The organism is Sutcliffiella sp. FSL R7-0096 (assembly GCF_038595065.1).
Lineage (GTDB): Bacteria > Bacillota > Bacilli > Bacillales > Bacillaceae_I > Sutcliffiella_A.
This window is the reverse complement of record NZ_CP152003.1, coordinates 3,819,222-3,835,021: the sequence shown is the minus strand read 5'-3', so window position 1 is coordinate 3,835,021 and position 15,800 is coordinate 3,819,222. Positions and strand designations below refer to the sequence as shown.

14 protein-coding genes and 1 other annotated feature are annotated in these 15,800 nt (G+C 42.2%); of the genes, 11 read left to right on the top strand and 3 right to left on the bottom strand.

What is annotated here, in order from left to right:
- Positions 1-130 precede the first annotated feature (130 nt).
- Positions 131-2,053: a 5'-nucleotidase C-terminal domain-containing protein gene (locus tag MKY77_RS19660; protein ID WP_339147346.1), complete on the bottom strand. Its 1,923-nt coding sequence runs from the start codon at positions 2,051-2,053 to the stop codon at positions 131-133.
- Between the two features lie 152 nt (positions 2,054-2,205).
- On the bottom strand, positions 2,206-3,882 hold the full coding sequence (locus tag MKY77_RS19655; protein ID WP_342515453.1) for a dihydroorotate dehydrogenase: 1,677 nt from the start codon (positions 3,880-3,882) through the stop codon (positions 2,206-2,208).
- Between the two features lie 220 nt (positions 3,883-4,102).
- On the opposite strand from MKY77_RS19655, the gene MKY77_RS19650 reads away from it, so the two are divergent.
- The 11 genes from MKY77_RS19650 (at position 4,103) to MKY77_RS19600 (ending at position 14,482) form a co-directional block, all read left to right on the top strand.
- A complete protein-coding gene (locus tag MKY77_RS19650; RefSeq protein WP_339147344.1) occupies positions 4,103-5,473 on the top strand; it encodes a sigma 54-interacting transcriptional regulator in 1,371 nt (456 codons plus the stop codon).
- A gap of 250 nt (positions 5,474-5,723) precedes the next feature.
- Positions 5,724-7,046 (top strand): GntP family permease, encoded by a 1,323-nt coding sequence (locus MKY77_RS19645; protein ID WP_339147343.1) that lies wholly within the window; start codon positions 5,724-5,726, stop codon positions 7,044-7,046.
- A 27-nt stretch (positions 7,047-7,073) separates the two neighbouring features.
- Complete coding sequence (locus MKY77_RS19640; protein ID WP_339147342.1) at positions 7,074-7,850, top strand: 3-hydroxybutyrate dehydrogenase; 777 nt, start codon at positions 7,074-7,076, stop codon at positions 7,848-7,850.
- 196 nt (positions 7,851-8,046) lie between these two features.
- Positions 8,047-8,238: a hypothetical protein gene (locus MKY77_RS19635; protein ID WP_339147340.1), complete on the top strand. Its 192-nt coding sequence runs from the start codon at positions 8,047-8,049 to the stop codon at positions 8,236-8,238.
- Between the two features lie 51 nt (positions 8,239-8,289).
- Positions 8,290-8,436 carry a hypothetical protein gene (locus tag MKY77_RS19630; protein ID WP_339147339.1) on the top strand — a complete coding sequence of 49 codons (147 nt, stop codon included), beginning with the start codon at positions 8,290-8,292 and terminating at the stop codon, positions 8,434-8,436.
- A 112-nt stretch (positions 8,437-8,548) separates the two neighbouring features.
- Positions 8,549-8,796, top strand: a binding site (T-box leader).
- Between the two features lie 191 nt (positions 8,797-8,987).
- Positions 8,988-11,405 carry a leucine--tRNA ligase gene (gene leuS, locus MKY77_RS19625; RefSeq protein WP_339147338.1) on the top strand — a complete coding sequence of 806 codons (2,418 nt, stop codon included), beginning with the start codon at positions 8,988-8,990 and terminating at the stop codon, positions 11,403-11,405.
- Positions 11,406-11,512: 107 nt separating this feature from the next.
- Entirely contained in the window at positions 11,513-11,818 is a 306-nt protein-coding gene (locus tag MKY77_RS19620) for a rhodanese-like domain-containing protein (protein WP_339147337.1), read from the top strand.
- A gap of 375 nt (positions 11,819-12,193) precedes the next feature.
- On the top strand, positions 12,194-12,931 hold the full coding sequence (locus MKY77_RS19615) for a nuclease-related domain-containing protein (RefSeq protein WP_339147335.1): 738 nt from the start codon (positions 12,194-12,196) through the stop codon (positions 12,929-12,931).
- Between the two features lie 551 nt (positions 12,932-13,482).
- Complete coding sequence (locus MKY77_RS19610) at positions 13,483-13,866, top strand: hypothetical protein (RefSeq protein WP_339147333.1); 384 nt, start codon at positions 13,483-13,485, stop codon at positions 13,864-13,866.
- Between the two features lie 156 nt (positions 13,867-14,022).
- Complete coding sequence (locus MKY77_RS19605; RefSeq protein ID WP_010195371.1) at positions 14,023-14,202, top strand: sporulation protein Cse60; 180 nt, start codon at positions 14,023-14,025, stop codon at positions 14,200-14,202.
- 157 nt (positions 14,203-14,359) lie between these two features.
- Positions 14,360-14,482 carry a hypothetical protein gene (locus MKY77_RS19600; protein ID WP_262372513.1) on the top strand — a complete coding sequence of 41 codons (123 nt, stop codon included), beginning with the start codon at positions 14,360-14,362 and terminating at the stop codon, positions 14,480-14,482.
- Here the strand turns inward: MKY77_RS19600 and MKY77_RS19595 are convergent.
- Entirely contained in the window at positions 14,468-15,745 is a 1,278-nt protein-coding gene (locus tag MKY77_RS19595; RefSeq protein WP_339149865.1) for an NAD(P)/FAD-dependent oxidoreductase, read from the bottom strand. The two genes, MKY77_RS19600 and MKY77_RS19595, sit on opposite strands and share 15 nt — an antisense overlap.
- Between the last annotated feature and the right edge of the window lie 55 nt (positions 15,746-15,800).

The window sequence follows — 15,800 nt, the reverse complement described above, 5'->3', positions numbered from 1 at the left end:
CCTACATAAGAACTAAGCAATTTTGATAGGGAAAGCTGTTTTGTCCACCATTGTTATCAGGACATTAGAAGGAAGTACAAGCTACATCGAAAAAAGGAGACCGGTAACCGATCTCCTTCTCTTCCATATCTTACTTCACTTGTATTCTGCCTTCCACACCAGGGATGGCAACATTCGATTGCAATGCCTCAATCAGAACGGAGCTTAACAATTCTCCGCTGTCAAATTCAATATTCTCAGCTTTGAACATCTCAAAACCATCCCCACCTACAGCCGTAAAATTGTTGGTTGCAACAGAATAAGCTAGATCATTGATTAAAGGCTCACCGTTGATAACAACATCTTCCACACGGCTTCCGGCCGGTTTTGCTGGATCAAAGGTGAATGTCAAACCGGAGACATGAAGGAATCCGCCATTCTCCTGAGGGTAGACACGAACGGAATGTTCAAGCGCGGCCTTTATTTCTTCACCTGTCAGAGTCGTTCTTACAAGGGTATTATCAAAAGGCAATGTGGTTAACACATGGTTCCTTGTCACATCACCTGCAGGAATGGAAGCGCGAATTCCTCCGCCGTTCGTTACGGCAATATCCGTTCCAAGATTTTCACGCATGGCATCCGTAATCAGGTTACCAAGGTTCGTCTCTTTCGTTCTGACATCTGCTCTTTCACCATCTAATCGTACGGGAGTGTTGGCAATAACCACATTCAATTCCGCATCGACTGCGTCCTTATATGATTGCAGTATAGCTGCAACTTTAGGGTTCTCTTGTTTATCTTCGCTGTCTCTGTAAAGGAAGCCGTTCACACCGATAAGGTTGTCCTTATGAAAAATCAAGTTCGTATTCCCTAGGGCTTTTCCGTATTCATTCGCTTGGGTTACATAAGAATATTCGAATTTAATTGGACTCTCAATCGTATCATGGCTATGTCCGCCAAATATCACGTCAATTCCATCTACTTCGTTTGCAATGTTTTCATCAGTATCAAGTCCCGCATGGGAAATGGCTACAATAACATCCACTTTATCACGTAGCTTATCGACCATCTCTTTCGCAACGGTTACTTCGTCTTCGAAAGTAATCCCCTCAATACCGGCAGGGTTGGTTTTTTCTGCCGTATCGGTTGCTGTCAGGCCTACCAATGCAATTTTCTTTCCTTCCTTTTCCACAATGGTATATCCATCAAGGAACGGATTTCCATCTTTAAGAATATTTGCGCTCACTAAAGGAAAAGTCAACTCGTCCTTTAATGCCAAAAGATGGTCCTGTCCATAGTTGAAATCATGGTTACCTGGTACCATTGCGTCATATTCCATTTCATTCATCGCATCAACTGCTGCTTGTCCTTTATTCATCGTCACATAGTTGGTACCGTGGAACGTATCACCAAGGTCAATAAGCAACGTGGGGTTTTTGCTACGTGCTTTATTGGCGAGCTCACTAATCTTCGCAAGCCCCATTTCTTTATTTGTTTTGTTATACATGATCCTACCGTGCATGTCGTTTGTATGAACAACCGTAACGAAATCGAAGTTCTTTTCGTAGCTGTTCATCATTTGGTTTAAATCTGAATAGGTTACCGGTTTTTTAGGTAAGAGTGTACCCCTTGTGTCATCAACCAATCCAAGTTCCACTGCTGCTGAAAGTTCTGGTACGAAGTCAGGGTTGATTGCTCGGTGGTCTTTGAATTTTTTCAAAGAATCACTAGAATAGGAGTCCCGAAGGTTAAGGGAACGAATCAAGAATACATAAGCCTGTTCACGAGTTATTTTCTCGTTCGGTCCGAAAGAGGTTTCCTGCACATCTGTAAGGATATTCGTACGAATAGCCGCTTCTACGTAAGGCTTTAATTCAGCATCTACGTCCGAATAAGGTATTTCCCCGTCCTGAAGGTCAATATCGAGAGTATGTACTAATTCTTTTACAAATTCCCCTTTGGTAACAGGTTCATTTTTATTTTGACCCGCATTAACAAAGTCAGGGTTCATGAAGCCTGTAAGCGCTAATAAAACGGTCAGCATCATGACGATTGAAAGTTTAATCTGTTTCATCTAAACACTCCCTTATTCAAATTTTAAGTCAATTTCTATTATATTAAAAAACTATTAATTTTTGATTAGTTCTATGGTCCTGAGTATAAGGTATGTTTTGGTAAATAATAATAAAAGCAATGCCTCTACTGACATTGCCGTGGTAGTTAATCTTATTTTCTATGTAAAAAACGATAGGATAATACTAATCCTGTAAGGTATAACCCTAGAGCAAAATAGGCTGGAAGCAGGTGAATGAATGTGGTATACCCTATCGCAAAGTGAATGTAAATGCCAGCAATGAAAGCAGGTAGTCCTCCGATCAAGAAAGTCCACCATACCCACTGGTTCCCTTGCTGGTATCCCCATAGTGCCAAGGTCAATACCAGGAGTCCGACACTTAAAAGAGCGCTACCGAAGCCAGCTCGATCATGGGCAAGAACTGGTATCAGATTTTGATTGAAGCGTTCTAGCATCTCGGGTGGCATACAAATATACTGAATATCCGTTGCCACAAATACTGAGGATACCCCAATACCGGATATAATCACGCCTCCCATTACAAAGGAAAACCCTAAAACGACAAATGCCAGTTGTCCAAAGATACCCACTTTCCAACTCTTGTTATTAAGCCTATTAGGAGAGGAGGGTGTACCGGATATTCGTTTTGTCTTCCTATAACCGTGAAGGTAAAATGGCAATAGGATTAACCAAAATAATAGGTGCAACCAGTCGAAATAGCCGTAGCCGATAAATGCAAAGATTCCTAGAAAGCCGACTATTGCGGCAAGGTCAATGGCCTCTTTAGCCCATTTCAAGCCTTTTTTGACTCCATGTTTGGCCAGTTGCATATACACAATCCCACCGGAAATCATCGTTCCTGCAAGGGTCATCCTGTCATGCGCCATAAACAGCATGATACGCTCATTGAACATCCAAATTTCTTCTTTTTTCATTCTTAGAAAGTGTTCATCATATGGAAGAATGATAGAAGTGATGCTGAAAAGAAGGGCCAACAACCCTCCAGCCAGAATGAACAAACCGAAAAGCCAGTAAGAAAACCAACCATCCTGAGATGGATTGGTATTCCCCTCCTTATCTAAAAAGGATTCCTTGATTCGCTTGGTTAGTCCCGGTCCCGAGAAGACATAGCCTTCTTTTACCATCAACATATCTGCACCAACATCAGCCAATTCAATGGCTTGAAGCGGTTCATGTATTCCTCCTGAACTAATGATGGTTTTATTCCATCCAAGTGATCTCAATTGGGTGATTTCCTTTTTAAGGTTTTCAAATCCGTTTGTTTCTTCCACAATCAATCCGGAAAAAGAGGTTAAGCTTGTCAGCGAAAGGCTATTTGGATTTTTTACCGATAAGAGTACAGGTTTATCGGTAAATCCTATGTCAATCCTTTCAGAAGCCTCCACGATGAAACCTATCGCAAATTGTTCTAATCCTTCAGCCATTACTTTTATTTCCTGTTGGCTGCCCTGAAGTCTAATTAGCAATGGTTGTTTACGTGGAAGCTTCTTTAGCTTTTCCTTGGTTGCTTGGAAACCTATCGATTCTTTTGGAAAGAGAATGGACTGAGCTTCCTCCTTCACTATTGGCGCTTCCCCGTTCCCTGTCGGTTCCCATGTTACTGGTCCGATTTCCAAAAATCCAAATCCAAGGTTCGAGAATGCTCGCGTGCCACTGAGATTGGGATCTAGAACACCCGATAATCCAACCGGGTTCTGGAAGCTGATATTCATGTGCTCTTTTTCTAGATGAGGGGAGCTTTCCTCCCTGCCAAGAAAATTAATAATATGTCCGCCTACACCAAGGGGAAGGGAGGCAATTATATTCATCCCACGGTGAATAAATTCCCTCGCCCATATTGGGGGAATTTTTTTTAATACAGGCCTGAATATTCCATGATAAGACCAATCCGGCATGATGCATTCCTCACGATCAATTGTTTGATACTTCTATTCTATCAAATTTGTACTATTGATGATTATATAATCGCTCTCATAATCGTCAGACTTTTGTGATATATTTATTTTAGTTATGCAGGAGGGGTATAAGATGGGAGTAAAAGAAAGCTTACTAACAGAGGAAATGATGGATACTATCATTGCAAATGCGTTTGAGTGGATAGTGGTCGTCAATCATGAAGGTAATATCATCTATATGAATGATAGTTATTGTGAGTTTATTGGGGTGGACAATAAAGAAGTAATCGGCAAGCATGTGACCGAAGTAATAGAAAATACACGTATGCATGAAGTGGTCAAGACCGGCAAGGAAGAGCTGGCAGACCTTCAATATATTAAAGGGAATTATATGATTGCCAATCGTGTGCCGATTTTTAATAAGAACAAAGAAGTGATAGGAGCATACGGAACGGTCATTTTCCGGGATACGAGCGAATGGGATAAGATGAACAGTCATGTCAAAAGCATGCTCGGTCGGATCCGGAACTATCTGCAGGAATATGAGCAACAGACCGGGGTGAAATACACGCTTGAGGACATTATCGGAAACTCTAAGCTTATCCGATTATTGAAAGATAAGGTGAAACAGATCGCTGCCAGTGATGTTTCCATCCTGATCCGGGGTGAGAGTGGAACAGGGAAGGAATTGTTTGCACACAGCCTCCACCAGTTAAGCAACCGCAGCCAGATGCCTTTTATCAAATTGAATTGCGCAGCGATACCAGAGCACCTTCTGGAGTCGGAATTGTTCGGTTATGAAGAAGGGGCATTTACGGGAGCGAAGAAGGGCGGGAAGAAAGGGAAGTTTCTACTAGCCGACGGCGGCACCCTTTTCCTGGATGAGATCGGGGATATGTCCCTGCCCATGCAAATTAAGCTTTTGCGTGCATTGCAGGAAGGAGAAGTGGAGCCGGTTGGTGCGATTAAGCCGGTACAGGTGAATGTCCGTGTCATTGCTGCCACCAACCGTCCTTTGGAAAAGATGATGGAGGAGAAGCGGTTCCGTGAAGACCTTTATTATAGAATTCATGTCATCCCGTTTCATATTCCAGCGTTAAGTGAACGAACAGAGGATATTCCGCAGCTTGTGGAGCATTTTATTCAGAAAATCTGCAAGCGTACCGGCAGGAGAGTCACTTCTGTGGCGGATGATGCCTTGGTAGCATTATCACGTTATCGTTGGCCGGGAAATATCCGGGAGCTAGAGAATGTCATCCAGGCAGCCGTTCACTTATCGACAGGCGAAAAGCTGACATTAGAGGCACTCCCAGATTACCTGACAGATTCCTTTTCTATTCCGATTGGGTCCAAGCCGTTAAAGGAAACCATGGAAGATGCAGAAAAGCAGGCATTGACTCAAACGTTGGAAAAATATCAAAATGATAAGATGATGGCTGCCAAGCAGCTTGGTATCAGTAAATCAAGTCTTTATGAAAAGTTGAAAAAATACTCCATTCAATGAAAAAAAGAATTAGGATGAGTAGAAGGATTCCAGGAAACCGGAAAGTATTCCGGGATTCTGGAATCCTTTGTTTAATACCAGTTCGTCTGCTTTTGTCCAGATTTCCGGAAAAAAACTTTGTTCAAAATATTGAAACAATTAACTTTGTAAGTTGGCACGCTTCTTGCATTAGTATTTTCGGAAGACAAAAACAAAGGTATTTGCTTTTTGGATAATGAAAGCGTTTACCTAAGTAGAGGGGGAAAGACAGATGTGGAGTATGATTGGTCTTATCGGCGGTTTGGCATTATTGATTTTTCTAACGATGAGAGGCATGAACCTATTGGTGGTTGGCCCATTATCGGCATTGTTTGTTGCACTATTAAGTGGGATGCCATTATTTCCACAACTTGTAGGTGAAGGAGAGGTCAACTTTGTCAGCAGTTATATGGGCGGTTTCTCATCCTTTGTGACATCCTGGTACCTGATGTTCTTACTTGGTGCCATTTTTGGAAAGGTGATGGAGGACAGCGGAGCGGCGGATTCCGTATCCAAGCTTGTTGTTGATAAACTTGGTATGCGTTTTGCTGTTTTGGCCATTGTCGCAGCATGTGCAATCTTAACCTATGGGGGAGTTAGTTTATTCGTAGTAGCCTTCTCCGTTTATCCGATGGCAATCAGTTTGTTCAAGCAAGCGAACCTGCCGCGCCGATTCATTCCGGCGGCACTTGCTTTTGGTTCTGTAACATTTACCATGACTTCTGCGGGGTCTCCTGAGATTCAAAACTGGATTCCTATTCAGTATCTGGGCACAAGTCCATATGCAGGCTGGGAAGTGAGTGCACTTGTAGCCGTGTTTATGATGATTTTTGGTTACTGGTGGTTAAAGCGCATGATTTCCAAGGCGGTTGGTCGCGGTGAGACGTTTGTTTCTAGAGATAGCGATCCAACAATCGATGGGGAAAGACCACTTCCTAATCCGTTTTTAAGTTTTATCCCGTTGTTTGTTGTTCTTGTTATTTCATTCATTTTCCATGATTCCCTTATGCAATCTGCGTTGATCGTTGCATTGCTCGGAGGAATCATCACTACCTATATACTAGGAAGAAAGTACTTCAAGAATTTCTGGAATGCGATATCTGAAGGAACGATGGGTGCTTTAATTGCCATTGGTAACACGGCGGCAGTAGTCGGGTTCGGTGGAGTTGCCAAAGCGGTTCCGGCATTTGGTACAGTGGTTGAAGCAATGACGAATATCCCAGGCAGTCCACTAATCGGGGCGGCAATCGCAGTAAGTGTCATTGCAGGTATGACGGGATCTGCTTCAGGTGGGCAAGTAATCGCCTTGCCGTTGATTGCCCCTCATTATATCGATATGGGAGTCAATCCTGAAGCGCTGCATCGTACAGTAGCCATTTCATCCGGGGCACTCGATTCCTTGCCACATAACGGTTATGTCGTAACGACTGTCCGTGCCATCTGTGGAGAGACGCATCAGGCGGCATATGGCCCGGTTGCAGCAGTGACAGTCATCGTTCCGTTAATCGGCTTGGCGTTAGCTATTGCATTGTTCTCTATGGGACTTGGAATCTAATATTTACTTCGAAGGGAGTTTGGGGCATTGGTTAAAGATAAAGTTGTTCTCATCACCGGAGCAGCCCAAGGAATAGGATACGAAATAGGAAAACGTTTTGCCGAAGCTGGAGCAAAAGTTGTTTTGACTGATCTGAATGAGGAGAACGTTGTAGAAGCAGGAGAAGGCTTGAACCGTCTGGGGTTCACAGCAATGGGTTTACGTTGTGATGTAACTTCGGAAGAAGAGTTGAAATCTGTGATTGATGCAACGGTCTCTGAGTTTGGACGGTTGGATGTACTGATAAATAATGCAGGATTGCAATATGTATCTATGATTGAAGAATTCCCTACAGAAAAATTCGAGTTACTGACACGAGTCATGCTTGTGGCACCTTTTGTCGCTACAAAGCACGCTTTTCCGGTCATGAAAGCCCAAGGGTTCGGGAGGATATTAAATATGGCTTCCATTAACGGCTTGATCGGATTTGCAGGGAAGGCAGCATATAACAGTGCCAAACACGGAGTCATTGGTTTGACAAAAGTCTCTGCCTTAGAGGGAGCCGCCGATGGAATCACTGTTAATGCATTGTGCCCTGGGTATGTGGATACTCCGCTAGTCCGAGGACAGCTGAAGGATCTGGCAGAGACACGGAAGGTACCGTTGGAAAAAGTATTGGAAGAGGTCATTTACCCACTTGTCCCGCAGCGCAGACTGCTGCAAGTGAAGGAGATTGCCGATTATGCAATGTTTTTAAGCAGCGACGCGGCTGGAGGCGTTACCGGGCAAGCAGTCGTGATAGATGGTGGATATACGGTGCAATAATCTTTTGATGGGTTGAGTCTCAGGTTACCACTTTTTAAGGAAGGTGGAACCTGGGGCTTTTTGTATTTAAACTCTAATATGTAGCTGTCGAAAAATAAAATCAATTTTTTTGATCTATTAGTTGCATAATTTTTCCTCCGCACATATAATAAAACTAATTAATCAATTATATTTGATATAAGAAGGAGGGAAGAATATGAACACACATCCATATACACTTTCAAAATTGAACGAACAAAGAGTAGAGAGCTTGCAACATGACAGCCGATTGGCAATGGAATCTAATGGAAGAAGAATAAACATGATCAGCTATCTGCAAAACTTATATGCCCAAGTTATCAGACACAGCCAGAGTCAACAAAAAGATCCATGCTGTGCACAAAATTAATTTTGTATAATAAATCAAAAAATATTGATTTAACACAAAGGAGGAAAAGATATGTTCTCATTTTTAAAAAAGAAAGAATCCAACTGTTGTGAAGTGGAAATCATAGAAGTGAAGGAAGACCGCGTATGTTGTGAAGAAGTGAAAAAAGAGGATTGCTGCAACGAAAGCCAGAACGAAAAGGTATCATCCTGTTGCTAAAGCTACTGTGACATGGCATGGAATACATTTCCGAAAAACGTTTATAATGGATAGGGAAAATACCCCTTGCAGTTTTTAAGCAAATTCATTACAATACAAACTAACAACTAAAATTTATACGTTGAAAAGGATTAGTAGTGGACGAAACGAGCATAGAGAGTTGACGGGTGGTGGAAGTCAACAAACGATCGTACATGAACTCGCCTTGGAGTAGCAAGTGTGAACCCTTCATGCAGAAGGTAGTAATATTTCGCCGTATCATCCGCGTTAAGGATTCGAGTGATTGTCATGGTGTAGCTGTGACAATAATCTGGGTGGTACCGCGGTAGGTTAAGTATATTCAAACCTCTCGTCCCTTTATTGGGATGAGGGGTTTTTTGTATTTATCGGCTGTTTTTTAAAAATTATTTTTACGTTAAAGTTAAACATTTGAGTGGATTGGAGCATAAGGCGAGTGCCTGAAGCGTAAAGAAACGATCAAACTTCAAATAAACAAACAAATTAATGAAGAATAACAGCCTATCCATTTGAATTATCAGGAGGAAGAAAAGATGTCATTTCACCATCAGTCCATTGAAATAAAGTGGCAAAAGTATTGGGAAGAAAATAAAACATTTAAAACACACGAGGAAAAAGGGAAAGAGAAATTCTACGCACTAGACATGTTCCCTTACCCATCCGGCGCAGGCCTGCACGTAGGTCACCCGGAAGGTTACACAGCAACAGATATCCTTTCACGCATGAAGCGTATGCAAGGACAAAATGTCCTGCATCCAATGGGGTGGGATGCATTCGGTCTACCTGCAGAGCAATATGCTTTGGATACAGGAAACGATCCTGCAGAATTCACAGAGCAAAACATTAACACATTCCGCAGACAAATTAAGTCCCTAGGATTCTCCTATGATTGGGACCGTGAAGTAAACACAACAGATCCTGAGTACTATAAATGGACACAATGGATTTTCTTAAAGCTTTACGAAAAAGGCTTGGCATATGTGGACGAAGTCCCTGTAAACTGGTGCCCTGCACTAGGTACGGTTTTAGCAAATGAAGAAGTAATCGACGGGAAATCAGAGCGTGGGGGCCATCCCGTAGAACGCCGTCCGATGAGACAATGGATCCTTAGAATCACAGAATACGCAGATCGACTATTGGAAGACTTGAACGAGTTGGATTGGCCAGAAAGCTTGAAGGATATGCAGCGTAACTGGATTGGCCGTTCGGAAGGTGCGAATGTACATTTCAGCATCGACGGGACAGATGAGAACTTCACCGTTTTCACGACACGTCCGGACACACTTTTCGGCGCCACTTATGCAGTACTGGCTCCAGAGCATCCGTTAGTGAAAAAAATCACAACTGATGAGCAGCGTGACGCAGTAGAAGCCTATATCGCAAAAGTCCAAAGCAAGAGTGACCTTGAGCGTACTGAACTTTCCAAAGAAAAATCCGGTGAGTTCACGGGAGCATTTGCTGTAAACCCTGCTAACGGCGAGAAATTGCCAATCTGGATTGCCGATTACGTATTAATGAGCTATGGAACTGGTGCCATCATGGCAGTGCCTGCTCATGACGAGCGTGACTGGGAATTCGCAACGAAGTTTGACCTTCCTATCGTAGAAGTGGTTGCAGGTGGCGATGTTTCCAAGGAAGCCTATACAGGTGATGGCGAACACGTTAACTCCGATTTCTTAAATGGCCTTGGTAAAGATGAAGCGATTTCCAACATGATCGAATGGTTAGCTGCTAATGCAAAAGGCGAAAAGAAAGTATCCTACCGCCTTCGTGACTGGTTGTTCAGCCGTCAGCGTTACTGGGGCGAGCCGATTCCAATCATTCATTGGGAAGATGGCACGACTACAGCGGTACCGGAAGATCAGCTTCCACTTGTATTACCAAAAACATCTGAAATCCGTCCATCCGGTACAGGCGAATCCCCGCTTGCTGCCATTGAGGACTGGGTAAATGTCGTAGACCCTGAAACAGGCAAAAGAGGCCGTCGCGAAACTAACACGATGCCACAATGGGGCGGAAGCTGCTGGTACTACTTGCGCTATATTGACCCGAAAAACAGCGAGAAATTAGCTGACCCAGAAAAATTGAAAGAATGGTTGCCAGTCGACATCTACATCGGTGGAGCAGAGCACGCTGTACTTCACTTACTATACGCACGTTTCTGGCACAAATTCCTATACGATATCGGTGTGGTTCCAACAAAAGAGCCATTCCAAAAGCTATTTAACCAAGGAATGATCCTAGGGGAAAATAATGAAAAGATGAGTAAATCCAAAGGGAATGTCGTAAACCCTGATCACATCGTTGAATCCCACGGTGCCGACACCCTTCGTCTATATGAAATGTTCATGGGGCCACTTGAGGCATCCATCGCATGGTCCACCAACGGACTTGACGGCTCCCGTCGCTTCTTGGATCGCGTTTGGAGATTGTTTGTAGAAGAAAACGGCAAGCTAAGCTCCAAGGTTGTGGAAGTGACAGAAGAAGATACTCTTGAGAAAACGTACCATGCTACCGTGAAAAAAGTAACAGAAGACTACGAAGGCCTACGTTTCAACACGGCTATATCTCAAATGATGGTATTCATCAATGAAGCTTACAAAGCAGACACCATTGCCAAAGATTACGTAGAAGGCTTCGTGAAAATGCTTTCCCCAGTATGCCCGCATATAGCGGAGGAACTTTGGGAGAAGCTTGGCAACGAAGGAACCATCACATATGAGGCATGGCCAACATTCGACGAGTCCAAACTAGTAGAGGACGAAATCGAAATCGTTGTTCAAGTGAATGGTAAGCTAAAAGCAAAGCTTTACGTTCCATCTGATGCCACACGTGAAAGAATGGAAGAGATCGCCCTTGCAGATGACACAGTGAAAGAATCCATTGAAGGCAAGACGGTCCGCAAAGTCATCGCCGTTCCAGGAAAACTTGTGAACATTGTAGCGAACTAATCATGGGAAAATGCAAGACTGCCGCCGTCCGGTTTGGCAGTCTTGTTTTCTTTTTGTTAAAATAGAGGTAATTAGCATTACATTACATAGAATCGAGGTTTTCACACATGTCAGAGATCCAAACAATTACGACTGGTGAGTTAAAGAAGAAGCTTGACGCAGGCGAAGAACTTTACCTTGTCGACGTTCGCGAAGACGAAGAAATCGAAATGGGCAAAATCAAACAAGCAGAACACATCCGCATGGGCGATATCCCAGAAAACCTGGACAAGCTCGACAAAGGAAAAGAATACATTGTTATCTGCCGCTCCGGACGCCGAAGCGAAAACGTCTGCCACTACCTGCAAGACCAAGGCTACAAAGTCCGCAACATGGTCGGCGGCATGCTAGAGTGGGAAGGCGACGTAGAATAATATAAGTGAGACCACTGACCGGTGGGCGAGTAATGGGCCGCTGGTTGGTGGTTTTTTGGTTTTTCTGAAAATAGGTAACTGGTGTTTAGGTTTTATTAGAAGGAGGTTGGTAATTAAGAGGATGGGAATTGGTTGATATTTTGGCCGGATTCCGAAATATCACAATAACTGGTGAAAAAGTCACAATAACGTCTGGAAAAGTCGCAATCACCTTCAAAAAAGTCATAATAACCCTCCGAAAAGTCACAATCCTTTCTTGAGAGTAACTCGCTATACCTCATAATCAAATTCTCACCGAGATTTCCGCTTAGAAAAAGGAGGAAATTTGTAGAACGATGTCTAATAGTATAAACATACCATAGTAGAGGTGATACTTTGATAAAAAAACACAGAAAAATACCCTTAAGAGTTCAGATTCTGAGGGCGATGAAGAGAAGGGTACGTCCAAATCACGAAAAGTATGAAGAAATATTGAGTGAATTAGGAATAAAGGAAGCAGGTATTTATGGTGAACAGGCTCTAGACTATTATCTTAAACTTCTCCCAGAAACTGACACCCCGTATTATATCTTCTATGATTTACGGCTTCCATATAGAGATAGTCACTTCCAAATAGATACCCTCATTTTATTTTCAAACTTCTATTTACTCCTCGAGGTGAAGTACTTACGTGGACTCATTCACTTCGATCCAAAAAATCATCAACTCATACAAGAAGTGGAGAGTAAGCCACTTAAAGCGTTACAAGATCCCATACTTCAAGTTAGCAACCAATGTTATAAACTAGAGGCATGGGTAAAACTTAAAAATCTACCTATTGCACCCTTTGAAAAGTTGGTTGTGTTGACCAATCCTAAAGTTATTGTAAAAGTCCTCTCTTCCCCAAGTATCGTAGAAAAACATGTAATTAAAAGTCCTGCCCTATCAGGAAAAGTAGCCCCTCTTATAAGAAAGCACTCTAACAGCCATTATGATAAAAAAACTCTCAATAAAATCTCAAAATTACAATTAAAGATCATACACCACTTCAAAGCTCCCCAACAGGTAAATATAAGGTATTCCCACGTGACATACTTACTGGAGTATTATGTCCAGATTGCAAGCCTAATGTAGTGATGCAAAGAATCCATGGGAAATGGAAGTGTCCTGATTGTTTACTCCTTTCAGCTGACGCCCATATTCAAGCCCTCATAGATTATGCATTGTTAATCAATACGGAAATAACGATGTCAGAATTAAAGAGGTTTTTACGTATTGATAATAATCATATTATCAGGGTCCTTATAAGGAATATGAAATTAAAAGGGATAGGAAACACCAAATCCCGCACCTACAATCTCAACCCACTCCTAACCAAAAATTGAAACCATTCCCAAACTCATCCGTATATTAATATACAAAACTAACAGCCAGAAGGGAGACCACCTTAAACATGGACTACATTGACCAAAACATATTCCCACTTTTCCTTGTATTTCTTGGTGTGATGCTCATAGTAGCAGCAATTACGAGTTTTCTACAAAAAGGAGTTTCAACTATTTCCACTAATAACAGGATTTGTTACGCTTGGCCTAATTTGGTTCACGACCTCTCAAGAAAACTGGGATGTTAATTCGCTCTATTTTACACTGGGTCCCTTATTGGTCCCGCTTGCAATGATGTTTATGCAAAGAAAAAAAGACGAGATACATATAGAAAAGTATGTACCACAAGAAGTCATGGGCATTTTAGAGAGAAATCTTAAGGACAAAGGGTATTCTTATAAAAATGATGTTATAGAAAATGAAGAGTATATTAGTAGCAATTATATTACTATGTATTATTTTGATGAACCTCATCAAACCATCAAAATAAAGTGGAAAGACCTTGAAATAAGTGGGTTAGAAGTAGAGTTCCAGAATTTCCCGGATAAGGATTTTATCAAGGAAGTGGTGGGGGACCTTCGGGACGAAAGACCACCTATCAACTTTTTAAAATTCAACAAGATCTCATTGAGTATTGCAGCAATAACCATGTACATAGGAACCATGCAGTTGCTTGGTTTTTAAAAAAAGGAGCCCCGCCCATTCAAAAAGCGAAGCTCCTTCTATTTTTCTATCTATTTTTTCTCTAATTCCACAAAACCCAAGTATAAAACCCAACTTTTTCACCTATATATAGTAATAGAAAACAAGTTCTATTATTCATGCAAGGAGGGGTCCGGGTTGGTGCAGATCAGGGTGTTTGATGAGGAGCATGAGCGGGATCTCGAGGATGCAGTAAATGATTTTCTTAAAGGATTGTCAGACAGGGATGTGATTGACATCAAGTACCAAGTCGGGTGTATTAACGACGAGGAAGAACAGATTTATTGCTTCTCGGCAATGGTAATATTTAGAACCTGAAAACTTCCTAAAAAGACGTTTATCAGGTTCTTTTATGTGGGTATAGATAAATATCTGAAATAACTCATAAATAATTGAAACATTTTCGTAACACCATACGTCTAATTAGTAACAGGTCATATAAACAGAAACTAAAAAGAGAAAGGATGTATTCATTATGAACCACCACACACAAAACGAGGTACTTCAAGAGGAAAGTAAATCATTTATCAATGAGTTTGGCATGTATGGAGTAGGACTAGCATTTGTAATGTCTTTTGTATTATTAGTAACGACGTAGGCTTGCCGCCTTCTTCCCGGCGTTCAGGCCTGCAAGTCTTCCTGTCACCAAGGCCGAGGTGATATTATAACCACCAGTATATCCATGGATATCAAGTACTTCTCCACAAAAGTATAATCCGTCTTTCAATTTGGAGGACATCTCTTTCGGGTGAACTTCTTTCACCGAAACGCCGCCTCCGGTTACAAATGCCTTTTCAATGGAAAGGGTGCCGGATACTTCAAATCGGAACTGCTTGCACATTTTTGCGAGTTCCCTTATTTTTTCATGTGCTAAGGTCGCTCCGATCTCCTGCTCGTCAATTCCGCAAACTTCCAATAAAAATAATAAATAACGCTCAGGTACAAGCCCTTTAAGGACATTCTTAATGGCTTTTTTTGGTTCTTCCTTCAAGGCTTTATTAAGCTGTTGAAACACTACTTCTTCATTCAAGGAAGGCATGACATCCAAATTCATCGTGACTTTATCCACGCCAAATTTCTTCATCGTTTTCACAACATACTGGCTGCAACGCAATACGGCAGGGCCAGATACACCAAAGTGGGTGAAAATCATATCCATTTGATGTGTTTTTACCACTTTTCCTTTGGGATTTAAAACGCTCAAAGCTACATCGCGCAGGGACAATCCTTGCAATCTTTTTTCACGGATGAATTTTTCTTGTGAGTTCAAGGGGACCTCTGTCGGGAATAAATCAGTAATCGTATGCCCGGCTTTGCGTGCCCACGGATATCCATCACCAGTGGAACCGGTGTGCGGCACGGATTTTCCACCAACTGCAATTACCACACAGCTGCACTCCAAGAATTCTCCTGTTTTAAGCAAAACGCCACGGGTACGGTCCTCATTATATTCCACCGTTTCCACAGACGTATTGGTTCGAATGTCCACCCGCAACTCCTTCATTCTGTTCAACATCGCGTCAACCACACTCTGAGCTTTGTCTGAAACAGGAAACATCCTGCCGTGATCTTCTTCCTTCAATTGTATCCCAAGTTTCTCAAAAAACTTGATGATGTCTTCATTATTGAACTCAGAAAATGCGCTATATAGGAATCTCCCGTTACCCGGGATATGTTTGATGATTTCGTCTACAGGTAGCCTGTTCGTCACATTACAGCGTCCGCCTCCTGAAATGGCAAGCTTCCGCCCAAGTTTATTTCCTTTATCTATCAGTAATACTTTTGCTTTTTGTTCTGCTGCAGCGATGGAGGCCATAAGACCTGAAGGACCGCCGCCTATGATAATCACATCGTATTTCATTTTTTCACCAACCAACTTTATTTTGCTTACATGTTGCCTATTATACCCTCTATTC

Coding starts and splice junctions, on each gene's coding strand:
- MKY77_RS19650 (WP_339147344.1), top strand. CDS start 4,103: ATGGGAGTAAAAGAAAGCTTACTAACAGAGGAAATGATGGATACTATC.
- MKY77_RS19620 (WP_339147337.1), top strand. CDS start 11,513: ATGTCAGAGATCCAAACAATTACGACTGGTGAGTTAAAGAAGAAGCTT.
- MKY77_RS19645 (WP_339147343.1), top strand. CDS start 5,724: ATGTGGAGTATGATTGGTCTTATCGGCGGTTTGGCATTATTGATTTTT.
- MKY77_RS19660 (WP_339147346.1), bottom strand. CDS start 2,053: ATGAAACAGATTAAACTTTCAATCGTCATGATGCTGACCGTTTTATTA.
- MKY77_RS19630 (WP_339147339.1), top strand. CDS start 8,290: ATGTTCTCATTTTTAAAAAAGAAAGAATCCAACTGTTGTGAAGTGGAA.
- MKY77_RS19600 (WP_262372513.1), top strand. CDS start 14,360: ATGAACCACCACACACAAAACGAGGTACTTCAAGAGGAAAGTAAATCA.
- MKY77_RS19635 (WP_339147340.1), top strand. CDS start 8,047: ATGAACACACATCCATATACACTTTCAAAATTGAACGAACAAAGAGTA.
- MKY77_RS19655 (WP_342515453.1), bottom strand. CDS start 3,882: ATGAATATAATTGCCTCCCTTCCCCTTGGTGTAGGCGGACATATTATT.
- leuS (WP_339147338.1), top strand. CDS start 8,988: ATGTCATTTCACCATCAGTCCATTGAAATAAAGTGGCAAAAGTATTGG.
- MKY77_RS19595 (WP_339149865.1), bottom strand. CDS start 15,745: ATGAAATACGATGTGATTATCATAGGCGGCGGTCCTTCAGGTCTTATG.
- MKY77_RS19610 (WP_339147333.1), top strand. CDS start 13,483: ATGCAAAGAAAAAAAGACGAGATACATATAGAAAAGTATGTACCACAA.